Origin of the sequence: Demequina sp. (genome assembly GCF_047975725.1) — a bacterium.
Classification (GTDB): Bacteria; Actinomycetota; Actinomycetes; order Actinomycetales; family Demequinaceae; genus Demequina.
Map to the genome: position 1 here is coordinate 49100 of NZ_JBKEED010000006.1, position 20309 is coordinate 69408.

21 protein-coding genes and 1 tRNA gene are annotated in these 20309 nt (G+C 67.1%); 18 read left to right on the forward strand and 4 right to left on the reverse strand.

Translation table 11 applies throughout. The annotated features are described in order from the left end of the window. The first annotated feature begins 106 nt into the window (after positions 1–106). The 4 genes from ACK5NO_RS01205 to ACK5NO_RS01220 all read left to right on the forward strand — a co-directional run bounded on the left by ACK5NO_RS01205 (position 107) and on the right by ACK5NO_RS01220 (position 2556). Positions 107–195 (forward strand) — tRNA-Leu (locus tag ACK5NO_RS01205). Positions 196–597: 402 nt separating this feature from the next. Further along, positions 598–744 (forward strand): GPGG-motif small membrane protein, encoded by a 147-nt coding sequence (locus ACK5NO_RS01210; protein ID WP_416810842.1) that lies wholly within the window; start codon positions 598–600, stop codon positions 742–744. 92 nt (positions 745–836) lie between these two features. Next, the gene (locus tag ACK5NO_RS01215) at positions 837–2138 is read left to right on the forward strand and encodes a M20/M25/M40 family metallo-hydrolase (RefSeq protein WP_416810843.1); all 1302 of its coding nucleotides are present in this window, start codon (positions 837–839) and stop codon (positions 2136–2138) included. Between the two features lies 1 nt (position 2139). Further along, positions 2140–2556: a hypothetical protein gene (locus ACK5NO_RS01220; RefSeq protein WP_416810844.1), complete on the forward strand. Its 417-nt coding sequence runs from the start codon at positions 2140–2142 to the stop codon at positions 2554–2556. Here ACK5NO_RS01220 and ACK5NO_RS01225 read toward each other — a convergent pair. Continuing rightward, the gene (locus tag ACK5NO_RS01225) at positions 2553–2807 is read right to left on the reverse strand and encodes a DUF5703 family protein (protein ID WP_416810845.1); all 255 of its coding nucleotides are present in this window, start codon (positions 2805–2807) and stop codon (positions 2553–2555) included. The genes ACK5NO_RS01220 and ACK5NO_RS01225 overlap by 4 nt on opposite strands. 42 nt (positions 2808–2849) lie before the next feature. Here ACK5NO_RS01225 and ACK5NO_RS01230 point away from each other — a divergent pair, with 42 nt between their 5' ends. Then, entirely contained in the window at positions 2850–3179 is a 330-nt protein-coding gene (locus ACK5NO_RS01230; protein WP_416810846.1) for a primosomal protein, read from the forward strand. A gap of 25 nt (positions 3180–3204) precedes the next feature. Here ACK5NO_RS01230 and ACK5NO_RS01235 read toward each other — a convergent pair whose 3' ends face one another. Beyond that, the gene (locus tag ACK5NO_RS01235) at positions 3205–4164 is read right to left on the reverse strand and encodes an aldo/keto reductase (RefSeq protein WP_416810847.1); all 960 of its coding nucleotides are present in this window, start codon (positions 4162–4164) and stop codon (positions 3205–3207) included. 67 nt (positions 4165–4231) lie between these two features. Here ACK5NO_RS01235 and ACK5NO_RS01240 point away from each other — a divergent pair, with 67 nt between their 5' ends. Then, positions 4232–5095, forward strand: coding sequence for an undecaprenyl-diphosphate phosphatase (locus tag ACK5NO_RS01240; protein ID WP_416810848.1), 864 nt, complete (start codon positions 4232–4234; stop codon positions 5093–5095). Positions 5096–5194: 99 nt separating this feature from the next. On the opposite strand, the gene ACK5NO_RS01245 is transcribed toward ACK5NO_RS01240, so the two are convergent. Further along, positions 5195–6067: a PAC2 family protein gene (locus tag ACK5NO_RS01245; protein WP_416810849.1), complete on the reverse strand. Its 873-nt coding sequence runs from the start codon at positions 6065–6067 to the stop codon at positions 5195–5197. A gap of 24 nt (positions 6068–6091) precedes the next feature. Between ACK5NO_RS01245 and ACK5NO_RS01250 the strand changes: the two genes are divergently transcribed. Further along, positions 6092–6781, forward strand: coding sequence for an HAD family hydrolase (locus ACK5NO_RS01250; protein WP_416810850.1), 690 nt, complete (start codon positions 6092–6094; stop codon positions 6779–6781). A gap of 19 nt (positions 6782–6800) precedes the next feature. Here the strand turns inward: ACK5NO_RS01250 and ACK5NO_RS01255 are convergent, their stop codons facing one another. Next, positions 6801–7628, reverse strand: a complete 828-nt coding sequence (locus ACK5NO_RS01255; RefSeq protein WP_416810851.1) for a PD-(D/E)XK nuclease family protein — start codon at positions 7626–7628, stop codon at positions 6801–6803. Between the two features lie 96 nt (positions 7629–7724). Here ACK5NO_RS01255 and ACK5NO_RS01260 point away from each other — a divergent pair, with 96 nt between their 5' ends. The 11 genes from ACK5NO_RS01260 to ACK5NO_RS01310 form a co-directional block, all read left to right on the forward strand. Continuing rightward, the gene (locus tag ACK5NO_RS01260) at positions 7725–8867 is read left to right on the forward strand and encodes a site-2 protease family protein (protein ID WP_416810852.1); all 1143 of its coding nucleotides are present in this window, start codon (positions 7725–7727) and stop codon (positions 8865–8867) included. A gap of 29 nt (positions 8868–8896) precedes the next feature. Beyond that, complete coding sequence (locus ACK5NO_RS01265) at positions 8897–9907, forward strand: tRNA (adenine-N1)-methyltransferase (RefSeq protein ID WP_416810853.1); 1011 nt, start codon at positions 8897–8899, stop codon at positions 9905–9907. Then, positions 9907–11316, forward strand: coding sequence for a proteasome ATPase (arc, locus tag ACK5NO_RS01270; protein WP_416810854.1), 1410 nt, complete (start codon positions 9907–9909; stop codon positions 11314–11316). Before ACK5NO_RS01265 ends, arc begins: the two co-directional genes overlap by 1 nt. A 2-nt stretch (positions 11317–11318) precedes the next feature. Next, on the forward strand, positions 11319–12842 hold the full coding sequence (gene dop / locus ACK5NO_RS01275) for a depupylase/deamidase Dop (RefSeq protein ID WP_416810855.1): 1524 nt from the start codon (positions 11319–11321) through the stop codon (positions 12840–12842). Positions 12843–12931: 89 nt separating this feature from the next. Further along, positions 12932–13114: a ubiquitin-like protein Pup gene (locus ACK5NO_RS01280; protein WP_416810856.1), complete on the forward strand. Its 183-nt coding sequence runs from the start codon at positions 12932–12934 to the stop codon at positions 13112–13114. An 8-nt stretch (positions 13115–13122) separates the two neighbouring features. Further along, positions 13123–14559, forward strand: coding sequence for a Pup--protein ligase (gene pafA / locus ACK5NO_RS01285; protein WP_416810857.1), 1437 nt, complete (start codon positions 13123–13125; stop codon positions 14557–14559). A gap of 35 nt (positions 14560–14594) precedes the next feature. Next, positions 14595–15539 carry an FKBP-type peptidyl-prolyl cis-trans isomerase gene (locus ACK5NO_RS01290; protein WP_416810858.1) on the forward strand — a complete coding sequence of 315 codons (945 nt, stop codon included), beginning with the start codon at positions 14595–14597 and terminating at the stop codon, positions 15537–15539. Further along, complete coding sequence (hisF, locus tag ACK5NO_RS01295; protein WP_416810859.1) at positions 15536–16306, forward strand: imidazole glycerol phosphate synthase subunit HisF; 771 nt, start codon at positions 15536–15538, stop codon at positions 16304–16306. The genes ACK5NO_RS01290 and hisF overlap by 4 nt, the downstream gene beginning before the upstream one ends. Then, positions 16303–18174, forward strand: a complete 1872-nt coding sequence (locus ACK5NO_RS01300) for an ABC transporter ATP-binding protein (protein ID WP_416810860.1) — start codon at positions 16303–16305, stop codon at positions 18172–18174. The genes hisF and ACK5NO_RS01300 overlap by 4 nt, the downstream gene beginning before the upstream one ends. Beyond that, positions 18171–19958: an ABC transporter ATP-binding protein gene (locus ACK5NO_RS01305; protein WP_416810861.1), complete on the forward strand. Its 1788-nt coding sequence runs from the start codon at positions 18171–18173 to the stop codon at positions 19956–19958. The genes ACK5NO_RS01300 and ACK5NO_RS01305 overlap by 4 nt, the downstream gene beginning before the upstream one ends. A gap of 141 nt (positions 19959–20099) precedes the next feature. Continuing rightward, positions 20100–20309, forward strand: a 210-nt coding sequence (locus tag ACK5NO_RS01310) for a helix-turn-helix domain-containing protein (protein WP_416810738.1), incomplete at its 3' end; no start/stop codon positions are given.

Here is a 20309-nt window from a genome sequence, read left to right on the forward strand (position 1 = left end):
GAGGCGTGCTGGCCGGTGAAGTGGTCGAAGACCCTTCTGAGACCGTGCTACGATTGCGGTCGCGCTGAGGCGCCGGGGAGTGATTCCCAGAGTCTCAGACCACCTTGTCCGGGTGGCGGAAATGGCAGACGCGCTAGCTTGAGGTGCTAGTGCCCTTTATCGGGCGTGGGGGTTCAAGTCCCCCCTCGGACACCAGCAGGTCGGGAGTCGAAAGACTCCCGGCCTTTTGCGTTGCCCCCCTTCGTGTTCGCGTAGACCTCGACCAGATTCCGCAGGGCAGTGCGTCCTGCGCGGTGCTGAGGGCGCGGTGCTCAGGGTGCGGGCCACCTCCCAGCAGGGCTGCCTAGGTGGGCGCTCAAGCGGTGGCGCGAGCGCATCGGCCATCAACGGGGGACCGGAGAGGTGGGCCTTACCTACGCGCACCGGCCGCTAGAGGCGATAAAGTGGGCGTCATCTACGCGAACACCGGTGCTGGGGGGACGTGGGCGACCAACGTCTGTCTCGCTGCGCGCACTAGCCAACGGGAATACGCAGGGATGATGTGCGGTTGTGCCGCATGTCCAAAGCAGTACATGCAGGAACATCGAGGAGGACCCCATGTGGGACACCATTCTGTGGATTGCAGCAGTGATCATCGGCATCATCGGCGTCATCCGGATTGTCCAGAAGGACTTCCTCTGGGGTGCGATTTTGATCGTGATCGCCCTACTGGTCGGACCCGGAGGCGTCAGCCTCCTCACCTGACGGACACCCTCAGCGCCGTCAGGAACGACGCCCGCCATCCGCTCCGTTGCGGATCGGCGGGCGTCGCCGCGTCTGGGGGCTAGCCTGGCTTCATGACCAGCCGCACTAACGTTGTCGAGATCTGCCAGGACCTCATCAGGATCGATACCTCGAACTATGGGGATGAGCCCGGCCCCGGCGAGCGTGAGGCTGCGGAGTATGTGGCGGAGTTCCTTCGCGGTCTAGGCCTGGACCCCGTGATTCGCGAGTCAGAGCCAGGGCGCGCGAACCTCACGTGCCGTTGGGAAGGCGAGGACCCCTCGCGCGAGGCGTTGGTGGTGCACGGGCACCTTGACGTGGTGCCCGCGTTCCGTGAGGACTGGTCGGTGGATCCGTTCGCCGCGGAGATCATCGACGGCATGATCTACGGCCGTGGTGCGGTCGACATGAAGAACATGGACGCGATCATCCTGGCCACAGTCGCGAACATGATCGGCACAGGGGTGAAGCCGCCGCGCGACATCATTCTGGCGTTCTTCGCCGACGAGGAGCACGGTGGTGCCCGCGGCGCCAAGTGGATGGTCGAGAACCACCCCGACGACTTCCGCGGAGCGACCGAGGCCATCAGCGAGGTCGGGGGCTTCTCCGCGACCATCAACGGTCAGCGTGCGTACCTGATCCAGACTGCCGAAAAGGGAATGCAGTGGCTACGGCTGATCGCCCACGGTCGGCAGGGCCACGGGTCGTTGGTCCAGCGAGACAACGCTGTTGCCCACCTCGCGGGCGCGATGACGAGAATTGCGGGCCACACGTGGCCCATGGACCTCACCCCGACCGCGGAGTTGCTGCTGCGCGGTGTCGCAGAGCTCGAAGGCATCGAGTACGAGGCCACACCAGAGTGCATCGACCGGCTCATTGACGGGCTAGGGGCCATGGCGCCGATGATCGAGGCCTCGGTCCGCAACACGTCGAACCCGACCATGCTGGACGCGGGTTACAAGACAAACGTGGTCCCTGACACCGCGGTGGGATTCGTCGACAGCCGATTCCTCCACGGCCAGCAAGAGGAGTCGCTTCGCATCATCGAGGATCTCGCTGGCACCCACGTCAAGGTGGAGCCGTACATCACCGAGCGCAGCCTCGAGGCGCCGTTCGACACCGCGGTCGTGGACAAGATGATCGCAGCGCTACGGGCTGAGGATCCGGGTGTGCCGGTGCTGCCATACTCCATGATGGGTGGCACCGACAACAAGCACCTCGCGGCACTCGGCATTGCTGGGTACGGTTTCGCTCCGCTGCAGTTGCCGCCTGATCTTGACTTCCCGGCGCTGTTCCACGGCATCGACGAGCGCATCCCGGTCGACAGCCTGCATTTTGGCGTGCGGGTGCTCGAGCGCTTCTTGCGGGACTGCTGAGGTGAGGGCGGCGACGGTCGTCCTGCTCATTGTGCTCGGCGCAGGTGGCCTCTACGGAGCCGTGGCCTTCCTCACGGATCCGTCGGGTGCCGCGATGGGCCTCGACGCCGCCCTATTGCCGTCATGGTTGCCTGGTGACTACTTCGTTCCTGGCCTCGTGTTGGCGAGCGTATTTGGCGTGGCGCCCCTCGTCACCGCATGGTTCACGCTGCGCCGGCACGCCGATCCCGTGCGGCGTCGTCGCAGCGCGATGGCGGTGTCCGCTGTCGGCACAAGCCTGCTGGCCTGGATGGCAGTGCAGGTCCTGCTCATCGGCTTGATCCTGCCACCGATGCAATTGGCCTTTGTCGCGCTCGGCCTCGCGCTCGTGTGGCTAGGCCTCGTGGCACATCGGTCGTCCAGGCAGGTGGCGAGTTAGGCGGCATCGGTGCGCTGAACGCGCATCACACGCCTGCGCAACCACACGCGGCGCGCGCCGCCCACCAGAATCTGGGAGCGCTTGAGTTCCCAGCGCCCGTACTCGACTTGCTCGAGAACCATCGCGTGCGCCTGCGACCGTGACGTCCCGCGCGGGATGTTCACGACACGCCATTCGAACCTGCTGGGCGCGGAGATGCGCCCGCGCGAGGGCGAGATGACGTGGGTAGCGTGGCGGCCGGTTTCTGTCATGATCCCTCCCATTCAACTGCATCCGCGGGTACCGTCGACACCATGAGCACTGACGCGCGCGAGGCACTACGCCGGCTTGTCGCCACTCTCGAGGAGCACCTTGAGGCCGTGGCCGCGCGCCGGGGTCCATCCGATGCCACAGTCGATGACGCGTACGAAGCGGTCGCTGGCGCGTTCGAGAAGTACGAAGAAGCGCTCGACGTGGAGTACGCCGAGACCTTGCCGCTCGTCGTCGACGATGACTTCGACGACGAGGACGAGGACGAGGACGAGTCGGAACACGAGCCAGAGGACGACGAACCGCTTGACGCCCACGCGGCGGAGGATGAGGACGACATGGACGACGACCTCGAGGATTTCGACCTCAGGTAGTTTCCGAGCGCTGTCGTCATGGGCGCTACCTGCGCTCTGGATAGCCGATGGGCGGTGCCGAGATCTCGTCGAGCGCATCGGCTATCGCTCGTGGCAGGTTGAGGTCAAGGGCAGAGAGCGAGACGTCCAGCTGAGCGGCGGTACGGGCACCGACCACGGCCGATGCGACGGTCGGCCGCCCCATCACCCATGCGAGAGCAACTTCGAGGGGGTGGCGTTCGAGCCCTTGGGCCGCGGTGATGACGGCGTCGACGATCGCGCTCGCGCGGTCGTCGAGGTAGGGCGAGACGAACCCGGCCAGGTGGTCGGAGGCCGCGCGTGAGTCGGCGGGAATGGCATCGCGGTACTTGCCCGTCAGGACGCCGCGGCCCAGGGGCGACCACGCGAGCAGTCCCATCCCCATGTCGGCGGCAGCGGGAACCATCTCGCGTTCGATACCCCTTTGCACCAACGAGTACTCGACCTGCACCGCGCTGATGGCGGGGCGAGTGGCCATGGTCGCGATGCGGGCGGTAGCCCAGCCAGGGTGATTGGAGACGCCCACGTAGCGGGCACGCCCCGAGTTCACCGCGATCTCGAGCGCGTGAAGCGTCTCGTCCACGGGAGCGACGGGGTCGAAGGCGTGCACGAGCCACAGGTCGACGTGATCCGTTCCCAGCCGGGACAAGGACGCATCGAGGGTGTCGAGCAGAGTGTCGCGCGAAGCGTCGATCACGCCACCGGCCTCGGTGCGCCGAATGCCTGCCTTGGTGCAGATCTGCACGTCGGAGCGCGACACACTGCCCCCGAGCATCGCTCCGATGAGCGACTCGGATCCGCCGTCGGCGTAGGAAGCGGCGGTGTCGAGCAGCGTGCCTCCCGCATTGAGGAAGGCATCCAACTGCATCCCCGCCTCGTCGGCGTTGGTGTCGCGGCTCCACGTCATGGTGCCCAGGGCAAGTGACGACACTGTGAGACCACTCGTACCAACCCGCCTGCGCTGCATGGACGTGACGCTACCGCGTGGTCGCAGGTGCGCGCGGGCGCGACGCGCGGGCGCTAACCTTGCCGACATGAGTTGGTGGGAAGCAATCGTCCTGGGTCTCGTTCAAGGTCTCACAGAGTTTCTCCCTATTTCCTCAAGCGCCCATATCCGGGTGATTGGACCGCTACTTCCCAGTGGCGGGGACCCCGGTGCTGCCTTCACGGCCATCATCCAGATCGGTACCGAGGCTGCCGTCCTGCTGTACTTCCGCAAGGACATCGCGCGGATCATCCGAGCGTGGTTCGCCGCGCTGGGGGGGCGCAACGGCTCGGACCGGGCATCACGCCTGGGCAAGGGAAGCCCCGATGCGCGTATGGGTTGGTGGGTCATCCTCGGCTCCATCCCCATCGTGGTGGGCGGGTTGGTGTTCCAGGACTACATCGAGCACCATCTCCGCAACCTGTACTTGACCGCCGCAGTACTCGCGATCTTCGCTCTGGTGCTGGGCTTCGCCGATCGTTACGGCCGCAAGAACCGCGAACTGACCGAACTCACCGCCAAGGACGCGTGGCTACTCGGTTTTGCCCAGGCGATGGCGCTGATCCCTGGGGTGTCCCGCTCGGGCGGCACTATTTCGATGGGGCTGATCCTGGGCCTGACCCGCGAGGCGGCGGCACGCTACTCGTTCCTGCTGGCGATCCCCGCCGTACTGGGCTCCGGCGTCTTCGAACTCATGACGAACTCCGACGAGCTGACCGCGGCCGGGGGGCCCGGCTTCGTGAACACTGCTATCGCGGCCCTCGTGGCGTTCGGCGTGGGCTACGTCGTGATCGTGTGGTTCCTCAAGCTGATCTCGAAGCACTCGTACTGGTTGTTTGTCTGGTACCGCATCGGCCTGGCGATCCTCATCGTGGCCTTGCTTGCGGCGGGAACTCTCACCGCGGTCGGCTAACCCCACCCCGAAAAGTCAAATGGATCCATTTGACTCATGAACGAGGAGGAGTGACGCCCCCCTCACGAGGAAAATGGATCCATTTGACGGGGGCGAAGGCTAGTGGGGGCGCTTGGGCCAGCCCTCGCCACGGCGGCGCAGAAACTGCTCGAACTCCGCGGCGATCGCCTCGCCTGACGCCTCGGGCAGGCTCGTCTCGTCCATGATCGACTCGAGCTGCTGCACGTGCGCGGCGATTTCCTCGTCGTCCTCGGTCAGTTCGTCGGCGCCGCGCTGCCAGGCATCGGCCTCATCGGGCAGGTCTCCCAGGTCGATGGGTTCACCCAGCAGGCGCTCCAATTGGCCGAGCATGGTCACGGTTGCCTTGGGGCTCGGGGGATGCGCGATGTAGTGGGGCACACCCACCCACACGTTGAGCACGGTGATGCCACGCAGTTGAGCCTCATGGCCGAGCACGCCGACGATCCCGGTGTGACCCTCATAGTCCGAGGGTTCCAGCCCGTAGCGGTCGCGCGCGTCGACGTCTTCGCTCGTGACAAAGGTCGGCAGCGGCCGCGTGTGCGGCACGTCGAGCAGCAGCGCCCCACAGGTCACGAGGGTGGTCACGCCGAGTTCTTCGGCGGCGTCGAGGACCTCGGCGCAGAAGGACCGCCACCGCATCGACGGCTCGATGCCGCGTGCGAGTGCGAGGCTGCGTTCCCCGTGCCACGGGCCCTCGGACGTCGACACCACGGTCCCTGGCCACGAGATGACGCGGTCGCCGGATGGCAGGGTGGTCAGCACCGGCCGGTTGACCTGGAAGTCGTGATAATCCTCGGGATCGATCGCGAGATACTGGTGCGAGCCCCAGGCCTGCGCGATGTGGTCGAGCGCTCCTGATGCCGCACCGCCCGCATCGTTCCAGCCCTCGAAGGCTGCCAGCATGATGGTTTCGTCCATGCTGATGGCGGTCTCACGCTCCTCGGGGATCATCCTTCCAGCCTAGACTCATGACCCGTGAGCGCACAGCAACCCCGACCCGCCGCCGTGCTGTGGGACATGGACGGCACCTTGATCGATTCCGAGCCCTACTGGATCGCCGCGGAGATGGAGCTCGCGCATCGGTACGGGGTGGCCTGGACCCATGAGGATGGGCTGGCGCTCGTCGGCAACCCCCTGCCGCTCTCAGGTCAGGTCTTGAAGGACCGAGGAGTGGAACTCGAGGTCGACCAGATCATCGAACACCTGGTCGCTCGGGTCACCGAGCAGGTACGTCAGCACGCCCCCTGGCAGGCCGATGCGCGGGCACTGTTGGAAGCGGTCGTGGCGGCGGGCATTCCTTGTGCCCTGGTGACAATGTCGTACACGAGGCTCGCCAATGCCTTCCTCGCCCAGGCGCCCGATGCGTTTAGCGCGGTCGTCACGGGGGACAGGGTCGTCAACGGTAAGCCCGATCCTGAGGCATTCCTGACCGCCGCCGCAGAACTCGGCGTGGCGATCGACGACTGCATCGCGATTGAGGACTCGCCGGCAGGAGTGGCATCGGCGTATGCCTCTGGTGCGCGCACCATTGGCGTGCGACGCCTGACACCGATCGAAGGCAGGCCCGGCCTGTCGAGGGTGGCCTCGCTCGACAGGGTCACCGTTGCGATGCTCGGCGAGATCGCCGCGGGGCGCCGCATCGACGAACTCGGCCACGCCACCTGATCCGCCGTGGCAGGTGGCGTCACGCCGCCGGCGAGATTCCCAGCGTCCGTTCGATCGCATCGGCCTGAAGCTCGGGCGGCACTCCGCCGAACTCGGGGCACAAGTGCTGGAAACTGCACCAGTTGCAGAGGGTTGAGCGCTGGGTCCGGAACACGCCGCTGCGCGCGGCAGCGCTGATGTCGTCCCACAGTTCGCGGATCTCGTGCTCGATGAGGTCGAGATCCTCGTCGGTGGGGCGCAGCACGACCGTGCCGCCGTCGCGTAGGTACAGCAGTTGCAACAATGCCGGGCGGCGCCCCCGCAGACGCTCGACCAGCAGGGCGTAGAAGCGCATCTGGAACTTCGCTTGCTGGCCATAGCGCGGGTGCGGGGTCTTGCCCGTCTTGTAGTCGGTGATGCGGATCGATCCGTCGGGAGCGACCTCGAGCCGGTCGATCACCCCGCGCAGCAAGGGGCCGTCGTCGAGCTGGTACTCGACGAACTCCTCGCGCCCCGCGGGCTCCAAGCGTTGAGGATTTTCCATGGTGAAGTAGGTATCGAGGCGCTCCCGCGCATCGGCGAAGAACTTCTCGCGTTCCGCGTCGCTAGCGAAGAGCGAATCGAGCTCGGGCTCCCGCGCGAGCATCGCCTGCCACTCGCCGGGCAGCATCGTGTGTGCTTGCACGGCGTGGCGATCGGCCGCGGGCAGATCGTAGAGGTGCTCCAGCACCGCATGCACGAGCGTGCCCAGGCGTGTGGCGACCGCTGGTGGTTCCGGGATCCTGTCGACCACCCGCAGCCGAAACATGAGGGGACACTGGCGGAAGTCGCCAGCTCTCGATGGGGACAACGCGGGCGCTCTACTCATGTGTGCCAGCGTAGGCGGGCCCTACGACAACGCCTGCCGCCGACGGCCCCACCTGTGGAGGGCGGCCACGTCAGCGCCACCGTCTACGGTGGTGCCATGACTGACGTCCCCCAGCGCACCCGCGGCTTCCAGCTCGGCAGCGCCTTTGGCGGACGCATCGTGGTGCAGGGCTCTACGGTGCTGATGCTCCTCGTGCTCGCCTGGCTGTTCGCAACGGGCGGCGGCGCTGACCTCACCCGGCGCACCTTCACCATCGGGCTGATCTTGGCGCTGCTGTTGTTTGTGTCGGTGTTCCTGCACGAACTCGCCCACGCGGCCACGGCCAAGGCCCTGGGGCGCGACGTCCACGAGATTGTGATCACCCTGTGGGGTGGGCGCACGAGTTTTGACGCCACCGACCTGACGCCTCGCGTCGCGGGCATCACGGCAGCCGCAGGGCCGCTCGCCAACCTCGTGCTTGCGGGCCTGGCCTATGTGGTCCTGATCAGCGGGATCGTGGACGTGACGTGGATTGACCTGGTCGAAGGCGACATCACGGGCTACATCATCGTGCGCTACTTGGTGGTCGCCAACCTCGTGTTGGCGGCGTTCAACGCCCTGCCCGGCATCCCGATGGACGGCGGCAGGGTCCTGGAGTCCATCGTGTGGGCGGTCACCGGTGACCGGTGGAAGGGCGTCACGATCGCGGCATGGGGTGGCCGGGTCGTGGCCGTGGGCGTGGTGGTGGTTGCCCTTGGTATCCCCCTCGCAGATGGGCGCGCGCCCACGTTGTTCGACGTCGTGTGGGCGGGCCTGATCGCAGCGATTCTGTGGCCCGCGACTACCCAGGCGCTGCACGCCGTGCACTACTTGAGCCGCCGTGAAGGCGTTACGGCAGGCGGCCTCATGGTGCCTGCAGTCGCCGCCCCCTATACGGATTCCGTGGCGCAGGCGCTCGCCGCGGCCGACGCTACGGGCGCTCGCGAGGTGGTCGTCATGGGCGCCGACGGCGCCGCGGCAGGACACTTCCCCGTGGCGGTAGGGCAAGAAGTCCCCGAGCAGGTGCGGCACGACACCACCCTGTCAGCGGTGCTCATGCCCATGGCGCGAGGCACGGAAGTCGATGCCGCCCTGGCGGGCGACTCACTCGTGCTCGCCATGCGCCAGTGGTGGGGCAAGACCGACGGATGGATCGTCATGGATCAGGGCCGTCCGGTGGGCGTGCTCCGCCTGTCCGACGTCATGGAGGCTCTGCGGTAGTGAGGTGACGCGCCCCTAGACTGGGGCGCATGACTGCCCCCACTTCTCCTACGGGCGCCCACGCGCGCCGAGGACCCCTGCGCGCCGGCGACCGTATCCAACTGACCGACGCCAAGGGCCGTCACCACACGATCGTGCTGGAGGCGGGAAAGACCTTCCACACCCACCGTGGGCAGTTCACCCACGACGAGATCATCGGCCAGCCGGAGGGCACGGTCGTGACCAACACCGCTGGCTACGACTACCTGGTGCTGCGTCCGTTGCTGAGCGACTTCGTCATGTCGATGCCGCGTGGCGCGGCGGTGATCTATCCCAAGGACTCGGGCCAGATCATCCAGATGGCCGACATCTATCCCGGCGCTCGCGTGGTCGAGGCCGGCGTGGGCTCCGGTGCGCTCACCATGTCGCTGCTGCGTGCCGTGGGCGATGCGGGAGAGCTCATCTCCATCGAGCGTCGCCAGGACTTTGCCGACATCGCCAAGGCTAACGTCGAGAGCCACTTCGACGGGCCCCACCCCGCATGGCGCCTCGAGATCGGCGACTTCGCCGACCGCGTGGGCGACGTTGCCGAGCCGGGCACCGTCGATCGAGTCGTGCTTGACATGCTGGCTCCCTGGGAAAACCTCGACGCGGCGGCCGATGCGCTGGCTCCGGGCGGCGTCTTTCTCGCCTACGTCGCGACCACCACACAGTTGTCGCGTCTCGCGGAGGACCTGCGCGAGCACGGTGGGTTCACCGAGCCGCAGGCGTGGGAGTCCATGGTGCGCACCTGGCACCTCGAGGGTCTCGCGGTACGGCCGGACCACCGCATGATCGGCCACACGGGCTTCTTGCTCACCACCCGCCGGCTGGCTCCTGGCGTCGAGGCGCCTCGCCGGGTGCGTCGCCCCGCGAAGGGCGCGTATCCCACGGACGCTGAGTGGTCGCCCGAGGACCTTGGCGAGCGCTCAGTGAGCGACAAGAAGGTGCGCAAGGTGCGCAGGGACGCCGAGCGCATTCGGGAGGTCGAGGAACTCGGTCACCAGGGAGACGAAAGCTGATGGTCGTGGACGGACAGGACAAGATCGCGGCGCTGCAGGCGCGCAACGCCGAACTGCAGCGCTTGCTGGAGACGGCACGCTCGTCGTTGGGTGAGATGCGAGAGAAGCTTGCGCAGGCACAGGAGCCGCCGCAGACCTTCGCCACGTTTGTGCAGCGCTCCGGTGCGCACGCCGACGTGGTGAGCAATGGGCGTCGCATGCGGGTCGCGGTGCTGCCCTCGGTTGACCAGGACCTGGTCGCCGGTCAGGAGGTGCTGCTGAACCCCATGAGCGTGGTGGTCGGCGTCGCCGAGCCTGAGCGCGCCGGCCAGGGCGCGATCGTGCGAGAGGTGATCGACGACGATCGTGTGCTCGTGGTGGCCCGGGGCGAAGACGAGCGCGTGGTGGTGCTCACCGGCGGCAGCGCCCGCACTCGGGTCGCCGAGGGTGACACCATCATTTTTGACCCACGCACAGGATTCGCGACCGAGCGCATCGAGCGCACCGGCGTCGAGGCGCTCTTGCTCGAAGAGGTCCCCGACGTCGACTACGAGCGCATTGGCGGCCTGGCATCGCAGATCGAGCGCATTCGGGATGCCATCGAGCTGCCCCTGCGTCACCCTGACCTGTACCGCGAGCACGCGCTCACCCCGCCCCGCGGCCTGCTGCTGTACGGCCCCCCTGGGTGCGGCAAGACCCTTATTGCCAAGGCAGTCGCGCACAGCCTGGCCGATGCGGTGGGTGCCGACCGCTCCTACTTCCTGTCCGTCAAGGGCCCGGAACTGCTCAACAAGTACGTGGGCGAGACGGAGCGCTACATCCGCACCATCTTCGAGCGCGCACGTGCGAAGGCGTCGTCCGGCACCCCCGTCGTGGTGTTCTTCGACGAGATGGAGGCGCTGTTCCGCTCTCGTGGTTCTGGCGTGAGCTCGGACATGGAGACGACCATCGTCCCGCAGCTGCTCACTGAGCTCGACGGCGTCGAGCAGCTGGGCAACGTCATCGTCATTGGCGCCTCCAACCGTGAGGACATGATCGACCCTGCGATTTTGCGCCCCGGCCGTCTCGACGTGAAGATCGAGATCTCTCGGCCCGATGCCGCATCGGCCCGCGACATCTTCTCCAAGTACCTGACCGCCGACCTCCCGCTTGCGGACGAGGCCGTCGAGGCTGCGGGCGGAGACCGTGAGCTCGCGGCGCGCACGCTCGCTGAGCGCGGAGTGGATCGCCTGTACGCGGACCCCGCGAACAAGGCGCTCATGTCGGGTGCGCTGATTCGCAACGCCGTTGACCGGGCCAAGACCCGCGCGATCAAGTCGGTCATCGCCGGTGGCGAGCGGGGCTTGAGCGTCGCGCACGTGGATGCGGCCTGCGATCAGGAGCTCGCTGAGGCACGCGCGGTCGCCTCGAGCTCGCTGCGCGAGGCCTGAGCATGCGCATTGTCGGCATCGAAACCGAGTACGGAATCGTCGACCCCGAGGCACCGCAGGCCAACCCGATCCTGATGTCCTCCCGGCTGGTCAGCGCGTGTCGGTTGTGGGCCAACGGCCGCACCGCGCCCTGGGACTACGGGGGAGAGGACCCACTGCAGGATCAGCGCGGCATGCGTCGCGACCGTGCGACGGCGGGCGTCGACATGCTCACCGACGTGCACGAGTGGGATCCCGCGCACGGCCGCATCTCGCTTCGCCGCAGGCGCGGCTCGTGGGAGGACCCAGCCCACCTCAACGCCGTGCTGGCCAACGGCTCGCGGTTCTATGTTGACCACGCTCACCCCGAGTACTCGGGGCCCGAGGTTGGCTCGGCGCGCGAGGCCGTGGTGTGGGATCGCGCGGGCGATTTGATCGCCTTGGCGGCCGCGCAGCGGTACGCGCAGGAAGAGGACAGCCGGGTCGAGCTGTACAAGAACAACGTCGACGGCAAGGGCGCGAGTTACGGCACCCATGAGAACTTTTTGGTGCGCCGCGACGTCGACTTCGACGCTCTTGCTCGCTTGGTGACGAGCCACCTCGTGACCCGCCAGATCGTTGTGGGCGCAGGACGGGTGGGGCTTGGCCAGCGCGGGCAGGAGCCGGGCTTCCAGATCTCGCAGCGCGCTGACTATATGGAAACGGAGATTGGTCTCGAGACCACCTTGCGCCGGCCCATCGTCAACACCCGCGACGAGCCTCACGCCGACCGCCGCCAGTGGCGCCGCCTTCACGTCATCATCGGCGACGCCAACTGCTTTGACGTCGCCACCTATCTCAAGATCGGTGCCACATCGCTCGTGCTGAGCGCGATCGAGGCGGAGGACGAGCGTCTTGAGGCGCTCGTTCTCGCTGATCCGGTCGGAGCTGTCTCGCGGGTGTCACATGACCTCACGCTCCGCGCACAGGTGGCCCTCGCCAGCGGAGAGTCGGCGACCGCGCTACAGATCCAGCGGGCGCTGTTGGAGATCTCGCGCACCTACGCCGAGTCCGCCGACGACGCCCAGGTGCTCGCGCGCTGGGAGATGGTGCTCGACGCGCTCGAGCGGGACCTGTTCTCCGCCGCTAAGGATGTGGAATGGGTCGCAAAGCTCCAGTTGCTCGGCCGCCTGCGCGACAAGCACGCTGTGCCCGCCGCAGGTGGTGGCGTGGAGCCCTTGCCGTGGTCCGATCCACGGCTCGCGGCGCTCGATCTGCAGTGGAGTCGTCTGGGCGATGGATGGGCCGCGCGCCTGGCCGCGGCCGGTGCGGTGACACGGCTGGCGACCGACGACGAGGTGCAGCACGCCGTGCGCCACGCTCCGCAGTCGACTCGGGCGGCCATCCGCGGTCGCTTTGTGGGCGAGTACACCGACCTGGTCGATGCGGCCGGATGGTCCACGGTGGTACTCGATCGCGAGACAGCGCACGGACGGCTCGAGGTGCTCCACCTGGACGACCCGCACCAGACCAGCCACCCCATGCTCGACCAACTCGCGCAAGGCTGAACGCAGGGCGCCAGGCCCGCCAGCGCATCGGCCCTGCTACGCGAAAGAGGACGAGACTGTCTGTCACAGGGCGGGTCTACACTCGAACCATGCCCCAGACTCACGCCTCCGGACAGCCCTACGAGGACGACGCTCCCGAGCCGGCACCCGTGCCTTCCGCGAAGGCCGAGAGCACCGATGCGCTCGACAGCCTGCTTGACGAGATCGACGAGTCGCTGCAGGTCAACGCCGAGCAGTTCGTGCGCTCGTTCGTCCAGAAGGGCGGGCAGTAGCCGCGACCGTGCTGCCTGGCGGCCTGTCCGCCGACGTTCCCGCGCCGCTCGACGTTCCGGCCGAGCGGCGGATCTTCGGTCTCGAGACCGAGTTCGGCCTTCACCTTGACGCGCCGAATGCGCGCGCCGTCACGCCAGAAGAGGTGGCCGGTCACCTCTTCCACTCCGTGGTGAAGTGGGGCCGTTCGTCGAACGTCTTTCTGCCCAACGCTTCGCGGTTGTACATCGACGTGGGTGCCCACCCCGAGTACGCGACGGCCGAATGTGACTCGCTCACCGACCTGATCGCCTCCGACAAGGCCGGCGAGCGCATCGTCCATGACCTTGTCGAACAAGGTGAGGAGCGGCTCGCCGCTGCGGGCGTCGAGGGCACTATCCACTTGTACAAGAACAACGTGGACTCGGCGGGCAACAGCTACGGCTGCCACGAGAACTACCTGGTACGTCGGCGTGCTGACTTCCGGGCCTTTGCCTCGGCCCTGTTGCCGTTCTTCGTGACCCGTCAGATCGTGACGGGCGCGGGCTGCATCACCCGCACTCCGTCGGGAGCGCACTACAGCTTCTCGTCGCGCGCCGACCACATGTGGGAGGGGATGAGCTCCGCGACCACGCGTTCGCGCCCCATGATCAACACCCGCGATGAGCCCCACGCGAACGCCGAGCTGTACCGCCGCATGCACGTCATTGTGGGCGACTCCTCCATGTCCGAGACCACCACGCTGCTCAAGGTCGGTGCGACCGATCTGCTGCTGCGCCTCATGGAGGCCAGGATCGCGCTGCCGGACCTGACGCTCGCCAAAGAGATGCAGGCGATCAGGGACGTGGCGCACGACCTCAGTGGGCAGGCGACCGTCGAGCTCGCCGATGGCCGGCACTTGACCGCCGTCGAGGTTCAGCAGACGTACCTCGACACGGTGTGTGCCCACGTGGGAGGGATGATCGCTCCGACCCCAGAGGTCGAGCGCATTCTTGACCTCTGGCAGCGGGGCATCGACGCGGTGCGCACCCAGGACTTCAGCCGTGTCGACACGGAGTTGGATTGGGCCATCAAGCTCAAGGTGGTCGAGCGCTACCAACAGCGCCTCGCATGTGGTCTCGATGATCCTCGCCTGGCGCGCCTGGAACTCGCGTACCACGACATCTCGCCCAGCCGCGGGCTGTTCAACCGACTGGTCAAGGACGGACTCGCCGCCACGGTGGTGACCGAGGCCCAGATCGACGCAGCGCGGGTCGCCCCACCGGCCACGACCAGGGCGGCGTTGCGCGGCACGTTCGTGCAGGCAGCGCTCGCTGCTGGCCAGGACTTCACGGTGGACTGGGTCCATCTGAAGCTCGCGGGAGGGTCCAAGCAAACCGTGCTGCTCAAAGACCCGTTCCGCAATGTCGACCAGCGTGTCGACACACTGTTGGCTGCGCTTGACGCGGCTGCCACGCCAGTAGACTGAGGCCTCCCCCCACCACTCTGATTCGAGGGACAGCTATGCGCCGTTTCGCTATGACCGCCGCCGCGTGCGCGGGCGTGCTTGCGCTGTCCGCGTGCTCGGGTGACTCGACGGACCCGGGTGCGAGCCCGTCGGCTTCGGGTGGCGTGGAGTCCATCACCGTCGTGCAGTCGGACACGCTTGCTCCGGACATCGAGTTCGTCGAAGGCGCGGTGTACGACACGGAAGAGACCAAGACGCTGTGGGAGGGCGACGGGGATCGCCTCGAGGACGGCCAGTCTCTGCTCCTCGACATCTACGGCGAGTCGCTCGTGGATGGCACCGTCATGATCAACACCTTTGACGGCACCCCAGAGCCGTTCCTGCTCGCGCGTGAAGTCATTGGCGACGGCATGTATGAGGCTCTTCTTGGCGCGAAGGTGGGTGGGCGCGTGCTCGTCGTCACCCCACCCGGTGAAGGGGTCGCCGAATCGGAGCCCATTGCGATGGTGGTTGACATCCTTCCCACGGAGGCCCACGGCGACGAGGCCGCTCCCGCGGCGGGCACGCCACTGGTGGCGATGCAGAGCAATGGCGAGCCACGCGTGACGATTCCCGAGGACGCAGTCGAGCCTGCCGACCTGCAGGTGCAGACCCTGGTGCACGGGACGGGTCCGCAGATCACCGCCACGTCCCGGGTGCTGCTGAACTACTCGTTCTTCTACTTCTCTGATAGCCCCGCTAACGAAGAGGCGGGTCTCGAGGAGGGCGACGAGTGGAAAGCCGGGGATGTGTTTGACACGACCTGGCCAGTGGAGCAGGAGCCGCTGCTCGTGGACATGGAGGAGGTCTCGGCGGTGCCGGGACTGCAGCAGGGTCTCATGGATCAGACCGAAGGATCCCGCGTGGTGATGGTGGTGCCGCCTGCGCTGGGCTACCCAGCGCTCGGAACCATGGTGTTCGTTGTCGACATTCTTGATGTGTGGAACCCGGAGGCGTCATGACCACGGCCGTACGAGTGATCCCTTGCCTCGACGTTGACGCGGGTCGCGTGGTGAAGGGAGTGAACTTCCAGGAACTTCGCGATGCGGGCGATCCCGTCGAGTTGGCCCGCGCCTACGGCGCCGCCGGCGCCGACGAGGTGACATTCCTCGACGTCACCGCGTCCGTCGACGGCCGTGCCACGACGTATGACGTGGTGGGCCGAACCGCCGATACGGTCTTCGTGCCGCTCACCGTGGGTGGGGGAGTGCGGACGCCCGAAGACGTCGACCGGCTACTGCGCGCGGGTGCGGACAAGGTGGGGGTCAACACGGCCGCCATTGAGCGCCCGGAGCTGATCGCTGAGATCGCCGCGCGTTTCGGTTCCCAGGTGCTGGTGCTGTCCGTCGACGCGCGCCGCTGCGGCCCCGACACTGTGACGGAGTCCGGCTACGAAGTCACGACTCATGGGGGCAAGAAGGGCACGGGCATCGACGCGGTGGAGTGGGCGCGCAGGGGTGCGGAGCTCGGAGCGGGGGAGATCCTGCTCAACTCGATGGACGCCGACGGCACCACCTCGGGCTTCGACCTGGAGATGATCCGCGACGTTCGCGCGGTGGTGTCCATTCCATTGATCGCGTCTGGCGGTGCGGGCACACCCGCACACTTTGTCGAGGCCGTCCACGCTGGTGCCGACGCGGTGCTGGCCGCGAGCGTTTTTCACTTTGGCACGCTGTCGATTTCTGAAGTCAAGGACGCGATGCGCGATGCAGGAATCGAGGTGCGATGACTTCCGCCCACCCCGCCGATGACTACCGCCTGAGCGGATCCTTCAACCGCAAGTCCTACCAACTGCTTCGGCACGCGATGCGGACAGAGCCCCTGCGCTTCTCCGGTGCCATTCTCGCCGCGGCGGTGTTCTCCCTGCTCACGGTCATGTTTGGCACGCTGCTGGGTCAGATCACCGATGACGTGGTGATCCCTGGAGTCGCCGGAGAGCCCATCAAGGGCATCTGGGGCGAGATGACGCAGGACCCGTTCAAAGCCATCCTGTTGGCCGGCGGCGCGTTCCTTGGCATCGGCATTCTGAACGCCGTGCTGGTAGGCCTGCGCCGCGGTATCCAGGGCATCGCCGTGGCAGGTGTCGGAGCCCGACACCGCCGGGTCGTGGCCGATGCGCTCGCCAGCCTGCCGCTCGGATGGCACCGGGCCAACCCGTCGGGCCGGATCCTGTCGGCCATGTCCTCGGACTCGGAGAGCGCGACCAACACCCTGCACCCCTTCGCGTTCACCGTCGGCTCGTTCGTGATGATGTTCGCCGCCGGATGGACGATGTGGCAGATGGACCCGTGGCTGGCGATCACCGGCCTTGCGGTCGTACCGATCATCTTCGCGATCAACCTTGCCTACGAGAAGATCATCACGCCGCGCTGGGACCTGGGGCAGTCGCTGCGCGCGGATGTCTCGACCATCGCGCACGAGAGCTTCGAGGGCGGCACTGTCGTGAAGGCGCTCGGCGCTGAGCAGCGCGAGAGCGAGCGCTTCTCCGCTTCCGTCAACGGACTGCGCGACGCGGACATCAAGGTGGGTCGCACCAGCGCGTGGTTCGAGCCGATGATGGACCTCATCGTGCCGTTGGGCTCCGTCGCGCTAATGATCGTCGGCGCCTATCGGGCCGAGGCAGGGGCGGTCACCGTCGGAAACGTCGTGTCCGCCATCTACTTGGTGACTCTGCTCGCCGTGCCGATCCGTGGCCTTGGCTGGGTCCTTGGCCAGATGCCGCAAGCGCTTGTGGCCTTCCGCCGCGTCGGCGAGATTGCTCAGGCGGCGACCGAGGTAGACGAGCCCGGTCACGTGGACGTCTCCCGCGACGGTGCCGGTCGCGTGAAGTTCACGGCGGCGGACATTGGCGCGGACGACGGCGACGGTGGCCTCGCGGTCATTCTGCGCGAGGTCTCGCTCGAGCTCGAGCCCGGCACCGTCACCGCCCTCGTGGGCGCAACGGGTGCGGGCAAGACCACTGTCGCCCTCGCGGCGGCGCGCCTGGCGCGCCCGGTCGAAGGTGAGATCACGCTCGACGACGTCGATATGGAGTCCATCGCGGGCCTCGGCGAGCACGTCGCGCTCGTCCCGCAGACGGCCTTCGTCTTCGCCGGCTCCGTGCGCGACAACGTGACGCTCGGGGAGGACTTCAGCGACGACGACGTGTGGCGTGCTTTGGAGCGCGCCAACGTCACCGACGTGGTCCAGGGGCTGGGCAAGGGCGACGCGACCGGTCTTGATGCGGTGCTTGCCGAGCGCGGTATGAACCTGTCAGGTGGCCAGCGCCAGCGACTCGCGCTCGCGCGTGCGCTCGTGCGCCACCCCCGCGTGCTCGTGCTGGACGATGCGACCTCGGCCGTCGACCCGCGCGTTGAACGCGAGATTCTGCTGGGCCTCAGCGAAGGCGGCAACGGGCCGACCGTCCTGATCATCGCCTACCGACTGGCTTCGATCATGCTCGCCGACCACGTGGTGCACGTGGACTCTGGGCGCGTGGTGGACGCTGGCAAGCACGCACAGTTGATTGAGCGCGATCGGGGTTACCGGGAACTCGTGCTCGCGTACGAAGAGGATTCGCGTCGTCAGGCGCAGGAGGAAGCGGGGTACGTCGGATGAGCGCCGTCAGCGCAGACGACATGACCGTGCGGCAGATGTTCAAGCGTGGTCTCGAGGTGAGCCCCGAGTTCAGGGCTGGCCTCGTGGTCACCCTGGTACTCGCCGCGTTCGCGGCGTGCGGACGAGCTGCGGTGCCGTTCCTCACTCAGCGTGTCACTGACGAAGGCCTGCTGGCCCCGGGCGGTGTGGACATCGATGCGGTGCTGCGATACGCATCGGCCGGTGCGGTGGTTCTCGTGATCGCCGCGCTGCTTGCGTGGCAGGTGCGGGTGCGCATGGTGTCGGCCTCGGAGAAGGGCCTGGCGACCCTGCGTCGTCGCGCCTTCGACAAGGTCCACGAGTTGTCCGTCCTCACGCAGAACGAGGAGCAGCGCGGCCGCTACGTCTCCCGCGTGACGGGCGACGTCGAGACCATGCGCGACCTCATGCAGTGGACCGGTGCCGCGATGGTGATCTCCGCGCTCGAGTCGACCGCGGTGTTCGTCGTGATGCTTGCCTACTCGTGGCAGCTGTCGCTCCTGGTGCTGGCGGCGTTCCTGCCGCTCGTCGGGTCGCTGCTGTGGATTCAGCCTCGTGTGCGCAAGGCGTTCCAGGCCACCCGGTACAAGATGGCGGACCTGTTGGGGCGTACCTCGGAGCAACTGGTGGGCGTCGCGACCATCCGGTCGTACGGCGTCCAGCAGCGCATGCGTGACCAGCTTCACGCCGACATCGACGACATTCTTGTCGCCGAGCGCAAGGCGTCGATCCTGTCGTCACTGAACTTCTCGTCGACCGTGGTGGGCCAGTCGCTCGCGACGGGCCTGGCGCTCATCGGCGGCACGTGGCTGGCGCTCAACGGCGATCTCTCGGTGGGAACCGTCGTCGCGTTCGCGTTCCTCGTGTACATGTTCGCCGGTCCGGTGTCGTGGATCATCGAGATGCTCGCGGAGATGCAGCGCGCCGTCGTCGGATGGCGTCGCGTGCTCGAGCTCGTGGACGAGGAAGTGACGGTCGCCGACCCCGGTAAGGAAGGCACCCCGATCCCGCACGGTCACGGCGACCTGTCCGTCGAGGACGTGCGCCTGACCTACCCCGGTGGTCCAGAGGTGCTCAAGGGCATCGACCTGAAGGTTCCGTCGGGCAAGCGCATCGCGCTCGTGGGGCAGACCGGCTCCGGCAAGACCACGCTCGCGCGCCTGCTGTCGCGGTTCTTCGACCCCACGGGCGGTGTGGTGCGCGTGGGTGGAGTCGATCTGCGTGACGTGCCGATGCACTCGCTGCGTCGTTCGATCGCTGTCGTGCCGCAGGAGGGCTTCCTGTTCGACGGCACCATCCGCTCGAACCTCGCTTACGCGCTGCCGGACGCCGGTGAGGCTGACCTTGAACACCGTGCCATGTCAGCGTTCGAGTCGCTCGGGCTCGATGCGTGGATCGCTGCGTTGCCACAGGGGCTCGACACCCATGTGGGTCCGCGCGGCGAACTGCTCAGCGCGGGTGAGCGTCAGTTGGTGTCGATCGCGCGGGCCTACCTGCGTGATCCCGACCTGCTGATCCTCGACGAGGCCACGTCCGCGGTCGACCCCGCGACCGAGGTGCGTATTTCGCGCGCGCTCGAGGGGCTCATGCAGGGGCGCACGTCCGTCGTGATCGCTCACCGACTGTCCACCGCCGAGCGCGCCGACTTGGTGGCGGTCATGGAACAGGGCGAGCTGATCGAGGTCGGCCCGCACCGCGAGCTCGTCAACGCCGGCGGCACCTACGCGTCGCTCTACGAGGCCTGGGTGGCTCAAACCCGCGACTAACCCATCAAATGGATCCATTTTCACCGCTTGCCTGGCGCGTCGCCCCGTCAAATGGATCCATTTGCTCGAGTGTCGCGCCTGCCGGCCCGGTCAAATGGATGGCGAGTTCATAGGGTCGATGCATCACTGGGAGGTGGTGCGATGTCTGGGGTTGCAGTGGTGGGTGCTGGGGTGGGGCGGTCGTTGACGCTGGCTGAGCGGGTGGAGATTCAGTCCGGGTTGCGCTCGGGCCTGTCTCATCGGCGTATCGCGGTCGGTATTGGCCGCTCGCAGTCGGTGGTCTCGCGTGAGATTGCTCGGCATCGGCTTCGTGATGGCGGCTATGGCGCGGTCCATGCTGACCGGCGTGCA

What these genes read in the sequence shown, in the direction of transcription:
- ACK5NO_RS01265 (WP_416810853.1), top strand. Translation starts at nt 8,897, where the DNA reads ATGACTGCCCCCACTTCTCCTACGGGCGCCCACGCGCGCCGAGGACCC.
- ACK5NO_RS01235 (WP_416810847.1), bottom strand. Translation starts at nt 4,164, where the DNA reads ATGCAGCGCAGGCGGGTTGGTACGAGTGGTCTCACAGTGTCGTCACTT.
- ACK5NO_RS01240 (WP_416810848.1), top strand. Translation starts at nt 4,232, where the DNA reads ATGAGTTGGTGGGAAGCAATCGTCCTGGGTCTCGTTCAAGGTCTCACA.
- ACK5NO_RS01260 (WP_416810852.1), top strand. Translation starts at nt 7,725, where the DNA reads ATGACTGACGTCCCCCAGCGCACCCGCGGCTTCCAGCTCGGCAGCGCC.
- hisF (WP_416810859.1), top strand. Translation starts at nt 15,536, where the DNA reads ATGACCACGGCCGTACGAGTGATCCCTTGCCTCGACGTTGACGCGGGT.
- ACK5NO_RS01290 (WP_416810858.1), top strand. Translation starts at nt 14,595, where the DNA reads ATGCGCCGTTTCGCTATGACCGCCGCCGCGTGCGCGGGCGTGCTTGCG.
- ACK5NO_RS01215 (WP_416810843.1), top strand. Translation starts at nt 837, where the DNA reads ATGACCAGCCGCACTAACGTTGTCGAGATCTGCCAGGACCTCATCAGG.
- ACK5NO_RS01210 (WP_416810842.1), top strand. Translation starts at nt 598, where the DNA reads ATGTGGGACACCATTCTGTGGATTGCAGCAGTGATCATCGGCATCATC.
- ACK5NO_RS01255 (WP_416810851.1), bottom strand. Translation starts at nt 7,628, where the DNA reads ATGAGTAGAGCGCCCGCGTTGTCCCCATCGAGAGCTGGCGACTTCCGC.
- ACK5NO_RS01300 (WP_416810860.1), top strand. Translation starts at nt 16,303, where the DNA reads ATGACTTCCGCCCACCCCGCCGATGACTACCGCCTGAGCGGATCCTTC.
- ACK5NO_RS01245 (WP_416810849.1), bottom strand. Translation starts at nt 6,067, where the DNA reads ATGATCCCCGAGGAGCGTGAGACCGCCATCAGCATGGACGAAACCATC.
- arc (WP_416810854.1), top strand. Translation starts at nt 9,907, where the DNA reads ATGGTCGTGGACGGACAGGACAAGATCGCGGCGCTGCAGGCGCGCAAC.
- ACK5NO_RS01280 (WP_416810856.1), top strand. Translation starts at nt 12,932, where the DNA reads ATGCCCCAGACTCACGCCTCCGGACAGCCCTACGAGGACGACGCTCCC.
- dop (WP_416810855.1), top strand. Translation starts at nt 11,319, where the DNA reads ATGCGCATTGTCGGCATCGAAACCGAGTACGGAATCGTCGACCCCGAG.
- ACK5NO_RS01305 (WP_416810861.1), top strand. Translation starts at nt 18,171, where the DNA reads ATGAGCGCCGTCAGCGCAGACGACATGACCGTGCGGCAGATGTTCAAG.
- ACK5NO_RS01225 (WP_416810845.1), bottom strand. Translation starts at nt 2,807, where the DNA reads ATGACAGAAACCGGCCGCCACGCTACCCACGTCATCTCGCCCTCGCGC.
- ACK5NO_RS01230 (WP_416810846.1), top strand. Translation starts at nt 2,850, where the DNA reads ATGAGCACTGACGCGCGCGAGGCACTACGCCGGCTTGTCGCCACTCTC.